Origin of the sequence: Streptomyces sp. NPDC055966 (assembly GCF_042269865.1) — a bacterium.
GTDB lineage: Bacteria > Actinomycetota > Actinomycetes > Streptomycetales > Streptomycetaceae > Streptomyces.
Map to the genome: position 1 here is coordinate 12,765 of NZ_JBHJYK010000018.1, position 11,941 is coordinate 24,705.

Below are 11,941 nucleotides of genomic sequence, written 5' to 3' on the forward strand. Positions count from 1 at the left end.
TGTCACTCCGGAAAGTCGATGGAGCGGATCTCCTCGATGACGTGGTAGCCGGCGCTGGTGTACAGGTTCATCGCCACCTCGTTGCCGCCCCACACGGTGAACATCAGCGCCGCGTCGCCGCCCGCGAGCGTCGCCCGCTCGCCGACCGCCATCGCGGCCCGGCCGTATCCCTTGCCGCGATGCTCCTCCCGGACGTGCAGCGAGTATCCGTAGGTGACTCCCGGCAGATGACCGTGCCTCAGCCAGCCGGTGCCGATCGTCTCGCCTTCCGCTTCGAGCACCAGGAACGTGTTGTCGGGCGTCGCCAGTCCCTCGGGAATCAGCTTGGCGAAGTCGCGGCCGGACTTCCGCTCGGCCTCTTCCGCGCCCAGGGTCCCCGAGCGGACGATGTCACCGGCGTAGGAGGCCTTCTCGGCGGCGAGCCAGCCGGGATACTCGTCCTGCGTCATCGGTCGCGCGCCGACGCCGTCGAGGAGTTCCGGCGGGGTGTCGATGCGGCGCACCCTGAGCTGGCCGCGCACGCCGTAACCGTCGAACAGGTCGCACGCGGGTTCGGCGAGCGGGACGTCCAGCCGGCGCGCGCCGCGCTGTGCGCACCACCCTTCGGCCCAGTCCCGGGCCGCCTGCTCGTACCCCCGGCCGGCATGGTGCGGGTCCACGCGGAGGTCGCAGATGCGGCCCGCGAGCTCGCCCCTGCTGTCGGCCACGAGCACGGCGACGTGTCCCACCCGGATCCCGGCGTCCGTGATCTCGGCGACGGTCCAGTCGCCGATGTCGGCACATACGCCGTCGAGCATCCGCTCCCCCGCGGCCGCGTCGAGCCCGACCGCCGTGTAGGAGGCGCGTCGCCGTCGTTCGAAGTCCTGTCGCCATTGCGTGGTGTCGCCGAGCACGCCGAATTCCGTCACGTGAGCACAGTAGTCAGGTTGTCATGGACCTGTGCGGGCATTTTTCGGTGCCGGGCCGTGGGCGTGCTGCCGCTCGGCCACCGACGCGGCGTGCTCGCGCACATGGTCGAGGAACCGCGCGCAACTCGGCGGAAGCGTGCGCGAGGTCAGCCGGGCGATGCCGATGTCCCTGGCGCTGTGCACATCGGTGACCCGCAGATACGAGGGCGCGTCCGCGGGAACGGCGGCGTGCGGACGCGGCACGAGAGCGACGCCGAGCCCGGCGCCGACCAGTCCCCGCAGGGTCGCCACCTCGTCGCCCTCGAAGCCCACGTGCGGGGTGAACCCCGCTGTGCGGCACAGCGTTTCGGTGACGGCACGCAGGCCCTGCTCGTGCCGCAGCATGATGAACGGCTCGTCGGCGACCTCGGCCAGCCGGGCCCGCCGGCGCCTCGCCAACCGGTGTCCCGGGGGTACGGCCAGCCACAGCGGTTCGACCAGCAGACGCCGCCAGGTGATCAGCGGATGGCCGGGGTCACCGGCGGTGAGGAGCAGGTCGGCGGTTCCGTCCAGCAGGATCTGGACGAGCACGCCCTCGCCGGCCTGGCGCAGTTCGAAGCGCGCGTGGGGGAAGCGTTCCCGGAAGCCGGTGATCAGCGGCGGCAGCAGCCAGGTGCCCAGGGAGTGCAGGAACGCCAGCGGGATCAGGCCCGATTCCGGGGACACGGTCTCGTGGACCGTGCGCAGCCCCCGGTCCAGTTGCTCCAGCGCGGCGTCCGCGTGCTGCCGGAAGGCCCGGCCGGCCGTGGTCAGCCGCAGGACGCGGCCCACTTGCTGGAACAGCTCGGCCCCGACCTCGTGTTCCAGACGTCTCAGTGCCCGTGAGAGGGCCGGCTGTGTCAGGTGCGCCTCCGCCGCGGCCTGCGTCACCGTCGCACCGTCGGCCACCGCGACGAAACACCGCAGTACCTGCACGTCCATGCGACCCATGCTACTGATGCATGGTTCCGCTCACATCAAGGCATTGGACGCATGGAACCGTCGTCGCCATCCTGGGAGAGGACGCGACGGCCGGCCGACGGGAACGGGTGACGACATGAGCGACGCAGCGGCCGGGCACCTCGGTCCCGGCACCGCCGGGACGACCGGCCGGTTGCTCGCTCCGCTCGTCCTGCTGACCCTGCTCAGCGGGGTGATCGACGCCGTCGGCCTGCTCGGTCCGGGCCATGTGTTCGTGGCCAACATGACCGGCAACCTGGTCCTCGTGGGCCTGGGTCTCGCCGGCTCGCCCGGCTCCTCGCCCGTGGGCGCCCTGGCGGCGCTCGGCGGATTCCTCCTCGGAGCCCTGCTGGTCCGGCACGGGGCGCCGCGCCGCGCCGGCCACCGGACGCTGCTGGGCGGGTGCGCGGCGCTGGAGGCCGCTCTGCTCACCGTGGCAACGCTCGCCCGGTCCTGCGGAGCCGGTCCCGAGCCCGCGCTCGTCCCGGTCCTCGTGTGCGCCGTGGCACTGGGGATGCAGAACGCCGTCGTCAGGCGGATCGGCGTACCGGGAGTCACCACCACGGTCATGACCAGCGCCCTGACCGCCCTGATCGCCAACCGCCCGGAAGAACGCGCCTCGTCGACGACCCGGCGGCAGGCCCTCAGCATTCTCACCCTGGTCGGCGGCGCCGCGCTGGGCGCGGCCGCCGTCCGGCTGGCCGGCCCGCGGTGGACGCTGACCCTGGTGACCGCGCTCGCCGTCGCCGCCGCACTCGCGTGCGCACGGCGCGGTCCCGCGCCCGTCCGGGCTCCGCGCCAGAGGGACCGCATCGCTCTGGAGGGATGAGCGGGCGCCGCGCCGGGTGCGGGAGAGCCCGCTGTTCGCCGAGTGCCCGCGGGACGCCGGTGTGCCCGCAGCGGTGACGCCGCCGTCGCGGCGGTGCGGACGGCCGCGCTGCGCGCGATGTCCAAACTGCGGCTCATCGCGCGGCCGGAGGCCGTGTGCGCCTCCTGGACGGTTCGCCGCAGTGCCCGGTACCGCGTCTGCTGCATCCCGGCCGTCGTGTCCGGGCCGAGCGCTCCCCCACCCGTCGTAGGCGTGCGCCGCCCGACGGCCCGTCCCGCGTCGGGGCGACGCCGCGCCACGACGGCCGGTCCGACTTCCGTGCTCCCGTGCCTCCTTGTGTGCGCACTTGCCAGCCCAGCTGATGGGTCGTCAGGAAATCGGGCGGTGGCACGCGGCGGCGCACTGGATCGCGTGAGCTCTGCGCGCCTTGTGAGCGCCCGGGCGGCACTGCCGTACTGCCTACAGCCCGTCGGACCGACCGGCGGGCGGGAACCGCAGTGGAGAGGAAGGCCTATGACCGCACGACGGCCCCAACGCCGCACCGTGCCCCCACGGCTCCTGCCGTCGCTCCGCACCGCCCTCGCCCTCGGCAGCTTCGGCATCGTTCTGCCGCTCCTCGCACCGGCCGCCGGCCACGCGGCCTCCGGCACCGCGTGGGACCGGGTCGCCGGCTGCGAGAGCGGCGGAGACTGGAGCATCAACACCGGCAACGGGTTCTACGGCGGGTTGCAGTTCACCCGGTCGACCTGGGCGGCATACGGCGGGACCGCGTACGCGCCGCGGGCCGATCTGGCGAGCCGGGCGGAGCAGATCAACGTGGCGGAAGCGGTCCTCGCCCAGCAGGGGCCGGGGGCATGGCCGGTCTGCTCGGTACGGGCGAACCTCACGCGGAGCAGCGGGCGGAGTGCGCCGGTCGCACGCCCCGCCACTCCCCTGCGCACCGCCGCTCACCCGCGCACCGCCCCCGAGTCCCGCCCGCACACCGCGACCGGCCACCGCTCCGGTGCCTCCTACACCGTGCACGAGGGCGACACCCTGTCCGCAGTCGCGCAGCGGGCGGCCGTCCCCGGCGGCTGGCACCGGCTGTACGACACCAACCGGAACGTCATCGGCCCGGACCCGGACCTGATCCGTCCGGGACAGCGACTCGCGCTGCCCGCCGCCGACTAGCGGGTCCGTCCACCGACCGGCACGCCCGTGCGGCCGGGCGAGGAGCGGCACCCCTCGCCCGGCCGGCCGGGCCCGCGGGTTCGGCGCCGTCGCGTCAGATCACCGCGTCGGCGAACATGAAGGCGGCCACCGCCAGCAGCACCACGGCGAAGATCCGCCGCAGAGTCCCGCCCTTCACCTTCGCTCCCAGGCGTCTGCCGTCCCACGCCCCGAGGATCGCGGCGCCCGCGAAGGGGCCGACGACCGCCCAGTCGAGGCGGTCCACGGTGCCGCCGCGCAGGCCCAGCGCCGCCAGGGAGTTGACGGTGATGACCAACAGACTGGTGCCCACCGCCTCGCGCATGCGCAGGCCGAGCACGCCCACGAGGGCCGGCACGGCGAGGAAACCTCCGCCGACCCCGAGGACGCCGGTCACCGTGCCGAGTCCGGCGCCGGCCGCCGCCGCGCGCCCGGCCCTGATCTCCCGTCCGGCGCCGTCCTGCGCCGCGGGTCGCAGCATGCGGACCGCCGCGACGGCCGCGACCAGCGCGAAGCCGGCCGACAGCACACCCGCGGGGAGGTGCCCGGCGAGCACGGAGCCCAGCATCGCCGGGCCGACACCTGCCGCCGCGAAGAGCAGCCCCGTGCCCCAGCGGACATGACCGTCCCGGGCGTGCGCGGTCAGTGCGGTGCCCGAGGTGAGGGCCACGATCACGAGTCCGGCGGTGGTGGCCGCCACCGGGGTGAAGCCGAGCAGGTAGATCAGGGCGGGTACGGCCAGGACGCTGCCACCGCCGCCGAGCGCGCCCAGCGCCAGCCCGATCACGGCGCCGGCCACGAGGGCGAGGATCAGGGCACTCACGCGACCGTGCCGCGCAGGCCTCGCGCGTCCACCACCGGAAGCCCGGCCTCCGCCCAGTCCCGCATGCCGCCGATGACGTCGACGGCCTCGACGCCGTGGGTGCCCAGCAGTTCGGCGGCCTGCCGCGAGCGGTTGCCCGAGCGGCAGATGACGATCAGGCACCGCCCCCGGACCTCGTACGGCAGCGGCCTGCCCTCGTAGAGCGCGGTGAGGGACAGGTGGACGGCTCCCGGGACATGGCCCGCGTGCCATTCGTCCGGTTCCCGGACGTCCAGCAGGACGGGCGTGTCGGCGTCGTCGCACGCCGTGTCCCGCACGGCGTGTCCGGTGCGTTCGGCCGCTTCCTGCACGGTGATCCGGCCTGTAGCGGAAGTAGGTGACTCCATGGGGGGCGCTCCTCGCCTCTCGTGCGGATCGGGATGTCGGGCGGGCTCAGGCGGTGCGGAGGGGGAGCCCGGTCGCCCCGGCCGTGTCGAAGGTGTCGTCGACCGCGACGACGGCACGGCCTGCCGCGTCGAGCAGCGAGGCAGCGATGGCGGCGCGCATGCCGCCCGCGCAGTGCACCCAGACCTCGCCGGCCGGCACCTCGCCGAGGCGGCGGTGCAGGGTGTGCAGCGGGATGTGGACCGAGCCCTCGATGAATCCGGCGGCCCGCTCCCGGTCACGGCGGACGTCCAGTACGACCGTGCCCTCGGCCGGGTGCCGTGCGGCGAGGTCCGCGAAGCGGGCGCGGGGGAAGGCGGCCAGGGCCTCGCCGTCGGTCGTCCAGGCCGACGGGTCTCCGGTGGCGGCGGCAGCCGGTCGGTCGATGCCGACGCGCACCAACTCTCGCTGGGCGCCAGCCAGTTGCTCGGGCGACTCCGCCAGGAGTGTGACCGGCCTGCCCCAGGGGATCAACCAGGCCAGATAGGTGGCGAGTTGACCCTCGGCCTCGAAGTTGTAGGTGCCGGCGACATGCCCTTCGGCGAACGCGACGCGGTTGCGCAGGTCGACCACCCACTCCCCGGCGGCCAGCCGTGCCGCGATCTCCCCGGCGTCGGCGACGGCGGGCGGGGTGAGGTCGACGGGTGCCGGTCCGGCGGAGTTGGCGGGGCCCATGTGCGCGTAGTACGCGGGGACGTCGTCGAGTCCCGCGAGCATGCGGGGGACGAAGGTGTCGGCGTCCTCGGTGAGTGCCTCGTTGGACGCCTTCTCCTTGCCGATGGTCGTCTCGCTCCCGCCGGCCCGTCCGGCGGAGCAGAAGCTGCCGAATCCGTGCGTCGGCAACACGGCGGTGGTGTCGGGCAGTTCGGCGGCGAGGCGGTGGGCGGAGGCGTGCTGGGCGCGGGCCAGGTGTCCGGTGAGGCGGGGCTCGACCAGGTCGGGGCGGCCGACGGTGCCGATCAGCAGCGAGCCTCCCGTGAACACCGCGACCGCCGTGCCGCGTTCCTCCAGGACGTAGGCGGTGTGGTGCGGGGTGTGTCCGGGGGTCGCGAGGGCCCGGAGGGCGAGGTCCGTGTCGAGGACCGTGCGGTCGCCGTCGTGCACGGGTATGCGCGCGAAGGACACACCGGCCCCGGCCGGCACGAGATAGGCGGCGCCGGTGAGCCGGGCGAGTGCCAGGCCGCCGGTGACGTAGTCGTTGTGGAGGTGGGTCTCGACCACATGGGAGATCCGCACGCCCCTGCGGGCCGCGGCCTCCAGCACCCGGTCGGCGTCGCGCGGCGGGTCGACGGCCACGGCCGTGCGCCGGCCGCCCGCCAGATAGCTGCGGTTGCCGAGCCTGGCCACCTCGATCGTGTCGACGAAGAACATGTCAGGCATTCCCTCCACGCGGACCCACCGTCAACTGGTGTGCGGCGACGGCTGATTCGCCGCGCGGCACCGTTCCGTCACCGCACCGCATCGAGCCGCCGTGCGCTCCGGGCCGGGCGGGTGAACCGGGATCCCACGGGGTCGAGGCGGTAGCCGGCCCGGGCGTCGAACTGCGCGAGGACGCTGAAGCGGTCGGCGCGGATCAGCGTGGTGCGCCACTCGACGGTGCGGCCGTGGGTGCGGCCGAGCCGCTGGATGGAGAACGCGGCCACGCCCTCGGGAAGGTCGAGCAGCCGTCGCTCGGCGGGAGTCGGGACGACCGCGTGGATGCGCTCCTCGCCGCCGACGAGCCGGATGCCGCACCGCTCGGCGAGTTCGTCGTAGAGCCCCGTGTGACCGAAGTCGGCGTCGAGCAGCGCGCGGGCGTCCGCGGCGAGCAGCCACACCTTGTCGTGGGCCAGCGGTTCCCCGTCGGCGAGGCGGATGCGCTCCAGATACAGCAGGGGTGTGGACTCCTCCATGCCCAGCCGCACCGCCACATGGGCGTCGGCGCGGACGTCGAGGGTCCGGACGATGCTGCGCTGTTCGAGCCCGGCCGCCTCGACGGAGGCGAACAGGCTGTAGAGGGCGCCGAGGGGCTGCTCGATGCCGGCCTCGCCCACCGGCCGCTGCCGTCGCCCTCGCGCGGCGGTGACCAGGCCTTCCTCCCGCAGCTCGCGCAGCGCCGCGCGAATGGTGTGCCGGCTCACCCCGTACCGCGCGGCCAGTTCGTTCTCGCCGGGGAAGGAGTCGACGAACTCCCCCTGCGCCAGACGGCCCCTCAGGTCGTCCCGCACATGCCGCCACAGCGGAGTCCCGCCCCGGCTCGCCGAGGCAGTGGGGTCCTCACCCATGCCGCTCACCACCCATGCCCTTCACCCGCGATCACCGTTCTTGTGTACGTACATTCGGAAAGCTAATGTACGTACATTAACTCGGACGGACGCACGAGGGAAGGCGCACATGACGATCGACGCTCACCACAGGGTCCTGATCGTGGGCGGCGGGAGCGCCGGCATCAGCGTCGCGGCCCGCCTGCGGCGCGGCGGTGTCGACGGCATCGGGCTGGTCGAGCCGTCGGCGACGCACTACTACCAGCCGCTGTGGACGCTGGTCGGCGGAGGCCGGGCCGGCGCCCGGACCAGCGCCCGCCCGCAGCGGTCCGTGCTGCCGCGAGGCGTCTCCTGGATCCGCGGCCGCGCGGAGAGCGTCGACCCCGGGCAGCGGACGGTCGGTACCTCCGACGGCAGGACCCTCGGCTACGACCGGCTCGTCGTCTGCCCCGGCATCCAGCTCGACTGGGACCGGGTGCCCGGGATGGCCGAGGCCGTCACGACACCGCACACCTCCAGCAACTACACGTACGAACTGGCTCCCAAGACCTGGGAGTTGATCCGCTCGATGCGCTCGGGCACCGCCGTGTTCACCATGCCGGCGGGCCCGATCAAGTGCGGTGGAGCGCCACAGAAGATCGCCTACCTCGCCGCGGACCACTGGCGCGAGCAGGGAGTCCTGAAGGACATACGGGTGGTGCTCGTGCTGCCCACGCCGGGCATGTTCGGGGTTCCCGTGTTCTCGAGGGAACTGGAGCGGGTCGCGGCCCGCTACGGCATCGAGGTGCGCACGAACAGCGAGCTGACCGAGGTGGATCCGGACGGCCGCGCCGCCGTCGTCGTCGACCACGCGTCCGGTGCCAGGGACTCGATCCGCTTCGACATGATGCACCTGGTGCCGCCGCAGTCGGCGCCCGACTGGCTCAAGGCGACGCCGCTGGCCGATCCGGCCGATCCCGCCGGGTACGTGGAGATCGACAGGCACACCCTGCGCCATGTGCGCCACCCCGAGATCTTCGCCCTCGGTGACGCCGGCTCCTCGCCCAACTCCAAGACCGGGGCCGCGATCCGCAAGCAGGCACCGGTCGTCGCGCGCAACGTCGCCGCGAGCCTGGCGGGCACGGGCGCGCTGCCCGCGTCGTACGACGGATACTCGTCCTGCCCGATCACCACGTCACGGCACAGCATGCTGCTCGCCGAGTTCGACTACACGCTGCGGCCCCGTCCCACCTTCCCCCTCCTCGACACGACCCGCGAGCGCCGGGACATGTGGTACCTCAAGCGGTACGGACTGCCGTTCCTCTACTGGAACCTGATGCTGCGCGGCCTCGCCTGACTTTCGGCCCGCCTGCCCTGCCCTACGCGACCGCCTCCGCGCCGATGACCTCGTCGGTGACCCACCGGGCGACACCCACCGGGTACGGCGCCGGCAGGCCGAGGACGATGTGCCGGAAGCCGGCGTCGAGGGCCTCGGCGACGGCGTCGCGGGTGGTGTCGGGGCGGTCGTAGGAGACGGGCAGGTGCATCGAGCGGGTGATCGTGGCCGGGTCGCGGCCGATCTCGGCGCACGCGCGGTCCAGCAGGGCGCTGCGCCGGACGGCGTCGGCGATGTCACCGCCGGGGATGTTCCAGGCGTCGGCGTGCTCGGCGACCACGCGGAGGGTCGCGGCCGAGCGGCCGCCGAGGAGGATCGGCGGGTGGGGGCGCTGGACCGGCTTGGGGTTGGCGAAGGCTCCGGTGAGCCGGTGCTGGGTGCCGTGGAAGTCGAAGGGTGCGGGCTCGGTCCACAGGCGGCGGATCAGCGCGCAGGCCTCGGCGAGGCTTTCGACGGCGTCCGCCGTGTCCTGGAAGGGCAGGCCGTGTGCCGGATACTCGCGCCGGGCCTCGGGCGGGTTCGGCCGTGAGCCGACGCCGATGCCGAAGTCCAGCCGTCCGCCGGAGACGACGTCGACCGTCGTGGCGATCTTGGCCAGCATCGCGGGCGGCCGGAAGCGGTTGCTGGTCACCAGGAGGCCGAGCCGCAGCCACCGCGTCTGCGCGGCCAGGGCGGCGAGCAGGGTCCAGCCTTCGAGGATCGGGCCGTCCGGGTCGCCGGCGATCGGCATGAGGTGGTCGAACAGCCAGGCGTGCTCGATCTCGGGGATGGCGTCCGCCTCGCGCCAGACCCGCAGGACGTCGTCGTACGTCACCTGCATCGGCGCGGTCATGATCCCGAAGCGGGGCCGGGGGGTGGGTGTCATGAGTGTGCCTCTTCGGTCGTCTGCGGGTCAGCGGCGCCGGCGCAGGGCCGGGTCGAGCAGCGCGGGCGGGGTGTCGGACTTCTCGTCCGGGGCCAGATCGGTACCCGGGGCGACGATCGCGTCGACGGCGTCGAGCACGTCGGGCGGCAACACGGTGTCGGCTGCGGCGAGTTGGGCGTGCAGGTGGTCCAGGGTGCGCGGGCCGACGAGGGCGCTGGTCACGGCGGGATGCGCGGTGACGAAGCCGAGCGCGAGCTGGATCAGGGTCAGACCGGCCTCGTCGGCGACCTTCACCAGCTTCTCGACGGCCTCCAGCCTGGCCCGGTTGGCGGGGATCGTGGTGTCGAAGCGCCGGGGCAGGAAGGTCGCGCGGTGGGTGCTGACGTCCCGGCCCGCGCGGACGGCGCCCGACAGCCAGCCCGAGGCCAGCGGACTCCAGACCAGCACCCCGAGCCCGTACTCCTCGGCCGCCGGCAGCACATGGGCCTCGATGCCGCGCTGGAGGACGGAATAGCTGGGCTGTTCGGTGACGTAACGGCTCAGGCGATGGTCGCGGGCGGCCCACTGGGCCTGCACGATGCGGTACGCCGGGAAGGTCGAGGAGCCGAAGTAGCGGATCTTTCCCGCGCGTTGCAGGTCGGTCAGGGCCGACAGCGTCTCCTCGTCGCTGCTGTCCGGGTCCCAGCGGTGGATCTGGTAGAGGTCGACGTGGTCCACACCGAGCCGGCGCAGGCTGTTGTCCAGCGCGGTGACCAGCCAGCGGCGCGAGCCGCCCCGGTGGTTGCGCTCGTCGCCCATCGGCAGGGCCGCCTTCGTGGCCAGCACGATGTCGTCACGGCGGCCGGCGAGGGCCTTGCCGACCATCTCCTCCGACTCTCCGGCGCTGTACACGTCGGCGGTGTCGATGACGTTGATCCCGGCATCGAGGGCGGTGTCGACGAGGGCGGTGACCTCGTCCTGGGTGGTGCGCCCCATCGCGCCGAAGTTCATCGCGCCGAGTGCGAGGGTGCTGACCTGTACGCCGGTGCGGCCCAGGGTGCGGTACTGCATGACCGTTCTCCTCAACAGGGAGGGTGCCGGGCGGCAGGGCACGACTTGGCTGCCGGCCGCCGCTCTGACACCATGAGCAAACGGAACCGTGTTCCGGTAATGACGATACGGAACACGGTTCCGCTTAGCAAGGCGAGCAGGCGCACAGGCCGGCAGCGGAGGAGCGACGCGGTGAACGACGGCAGCCACGAGGACGCGGAGCGCGGGACCCCGCCCCCGCGCGCGGAGGACGCCCGGCGCACGGGCACCCAGCGCAAGGACGCCCTGCGCAACAAGGAGACGTTGCTCGACGCGGCGGCGCAGGTGTTCGTCACCTCGGGCGTCGACGCGCCGGTCCGTGACATCGCGGCGCGGGCCGGGGTCGGGCTCGGCACGATCTACCGGCACTTCCCGACCCGCGCGGAGCTCATCATCGCCGTCTACCGGCACCAGGTGGAGAGCCTCGCCGAGGCCGGTCCGCGCCTGCTGGCGGCCGCCGGGAGTCCGCACGCCGCGCTCGGCCGCTGGATCGGCCTCTTCGTGGACTTCCTGGTCACCAAGCACGGCCTCGCCGCCGTCCTCCAGTCCGACAACACCGGCTTCGAGGCGCTGCACTCCTACTTCCTCGACCGCCTCCTGCCGGTCTGCGCCGAGCTGCTCGACGCCGCGGCCGCGGCCGGCGAGATCCGGCCGGGCCTGACGGCCTACCAACTCATGCGCGGCGTCGGCAACCTCTGCGTCGGCGCGGAGAGCGACACGCGCTACGACGCCCGCCGTCTGGTCGCACTCCTGGTCGCGGGCCTGCGCGGCGACGCCGTGCCTCAGGCGTAGTGCCGGTAGACCGCCTGCGCCACACACACCGGCTTGGGGCTGCCCTCGGCCTCGACGGTGAAGGTCAGCAGCATCTGGACGCCGCCGCCCTTGACCTCCGCCACGGAGTCGACGACGCCGTGCAGCCGGATCTTCGCGCCGACCGGCACAGGGCCGGGGAAACGGACCTTCTCCAGGCCGTAGTTGACGCTCATCGAGATGCCGGTGATGCGCAGCAGGTCGCCGAAGAGCGGGATGATCAGGGAGAGGGTGAGATAGCCGTGGGCGATGGGCCCGCCGAAGGGGCCCGTCTTCGCCCGCTCCGGGTCGGTGTGGATCCACTGGTGGTCACCGGTCGCGTCGGCGAAGGTGTCGACGCGCTCCTGGGTGATCTCCAGCCAGTCGGTACGGCCGAGGTCACGGCCGGCGAGGGCGAGGAGTTCTTCGAGACCGCGTGCTTCGGTGGGCAT

General features: G+C 73.4%; 13 protein-coding genes. 4 read left to right on the forward strand and 9 right to left on the reverse strand.

The features are described from left to right. Positions 1-2: 2 nt before the first annotated feature. Together ACFC8N_RS32450 and ACFC8N_RS32455 are read right to left on the reverse strand one after the other, a co-directional pair. Entirely contained in the window at positions 3-908 is a 906-nt protein-coding gene (locus tag ACFC8N_RS32450; protein ID WP_376292047.1) for a GNAT family N-acetyltransferase, read from the reverse strand. Between the two features lie 21 nt (positions 909-929). Further along, positions 930-1,868: a LysR family transcriptional regulator gene (locus ACFC8N_RS32455; protein WP_376292050.1), complete on the reverse strand. Its 939-nt coding sequence runs from the start codon at positions 1,866-1,868 to the stop codon at positions 930-932. A 115-nt stretch (positions 1,869-1,983) separates the two neighbouring features. Between ACFC8N_RS32455 and ACFC8N_RS32460 the strand changes: the two genes are divergently transcribed. Together ACFC8N_RS32460 and ACFC8N_RS32465 are read left to right on the forward strand one after the other, a co-directional pair. Beyond that, positions 1,984-2,715, forward strand: a complete 732-nt coding sequence (locus ACFC8N_RS32460; RefSeq protein ID WP_376292052.1) for a YoaK family protein — start codon at positions 1,984-1,986, stop codon at positions 2,713-2,715. Positions 2,716-3,228: 513 nt separating this feature from the next. Next, on the forward strand, positions 3,229-3,885 hold the full coding sequence (locus ACFC8N_RS32465; protein WP_356036013.1) for a transglycosylase family protein: 657 nt from the start codon (positions 3,229-3,231) through the stop codon (positions 3,883-3,885). A gap of 94 nt (positions 3,886-3,979) precedes the next feature. On the opposite strand, the gene ACFC8N_RS32470 is transcribed toward ACFC8N_RS32465, so the two are convergent. The 4 genes from ACFC8N_RS32470 to ACFC8N_RS32485 all read right to left on the reverse strand — a co-directional run bounded on the left by ACFC8N_RS32470 (position 3,980) and on the right by ACFC8N_RS32485 (position 7,413). Beyond that, positions 3,980-4,726 (reverse strand): sulfite exporter TauE/SafE family protein, encoded by a 747-nt coding sequence (locus ACFC8N_RS32470; protein WP_376292056.1) that lies wholly within the window; start codon positions 4,724-4,726, stop codon positions 3,980-3,982. Next, positions 4,723-5,112: a rhodanese-like domain-containing protein gene (locus tag ACFC8N_RS32475; RefSeq protein WP_376292059.1), complete on the reverse strand. Its 390-nt coding sequence runs from the start codon at positions 5,110-5,112 to the stop codon at positions 4,723-4,725. The genes ACFC8N_RS32470 and ACFC8N_RS32475 overlap by 4 nt, the downstream gene beginning before the upstream one ends. A gap of 46 nt (positions 5,113-5,158) precedes the next feature. Further along, positions 5,159-6,520: a rhodanese-like domain-containing protein gene (locus ACFC8N_RS32480; RefSeq protein WP_376292060.1), complete on the reverse strand. Its 1,362-nt coding sequence runs from the start codon at positions 6,518-6,520 to the stop codon at positions 5,159-5,161. 77 nt (positions 6,521-6,597) lie between these two features. Beyond that, positions 6,598-7,413, reverse strand: coding sequence for a GntR family transcriptional regulator (locus tag ACFC8N_RS32485; protein WP_376292062.1), 816 nt, complete (start codon positions 7,411-7,413; stop codon positions 6,598-6,600). Positions 7,414-7,522: 109 nt separating this feature from the next. On the opposite strand from ACFC8N_RS32485, the gene ACFC8N_RS32490 reads away from it, so the two are divergent. Then, positions 7,523-8,728 (forward strand): FAD-dependent oxidoreductase, encoded by a 1,206-nt coding sequence (locus ACFC8N_RS32490; RefSeq protein ID WP_376292064.1) that lies wholly within the window; start codon positions 7,523-7,525, stop codon positions 8,726-8,728. Positions 8,729-8,750: 22 nt separating this feature from the next. On the opposite strand, the gene ACFC8N_RS32495 is transcribed toward ACFC8N_RS32490, so the two are convergent. Both ACFC8N_RS32495 and ACFC8N_RS32500 read right to left on the reverse strand, forming a co-directional pair. Further along, positions 8,751-9,632 carry an LLM class flavin-dependent oxidoreductase gene (locus tag ACFC8N_RS32495; RefSeq protein ID WP_376292065.1) on the reverse strand — a complete coding sequence of 294 codons (882 nt, stop codon included), beginning with the start codon at positions 9,630-9,632 and terminating at the stop codon, positions 8,751-8,753. Positions 9,633-9,659: 27 nt separating this feature from the next. Then, positions 9,660-10,682, reverse strand: a complete 1,023-nt coding sequence (locus ACFC8N_RS32500; RefSeq protein WP_376292067.1) for an aldo/keto reductase — start codon at positions 10,680-10,682, stop codon at positions 9,660-9,662. Between the two features lie 171 nt (positions 10,683-10,853). On the opposite strand from ACFC8N_RS32500, the gene ACFC8N_RS32505 reads away from it, so the two are divergent. Continuing rightward, on the forward strand, positions 10,854-11,492 hold the full coding sequence (locus ACFC8N_RS32505) for a TetR/AcrR family transcriptional regulator (RefSeq protein ID WP_376292069.1): 639 nt from the start codon (positions 10,854-10,856) through the stop codon (positions 11,490-11,492). On the opposite strand, the gene ACFC8N_RS32510 is transcribed toward ACFC8N_RS32505, so the two are convergent. Continuing rightward, the gene (locus ACFC8N_RS32510; RefSeq protein ID WP_356036036.1) at positions 11,483-11,941 is read right to left on the reverse strand and encodes a MaoC family dehydratase; all 459 of its coding nucleotides are present in this window, start codon (positions 11,939-11,941) and stop codon (positions 11,483-11,485) included. The two genes, ACFC8N_RS32505 and ACFC8N_RS32510, sit on opposite strands and share 10 nt — an antisense overlap.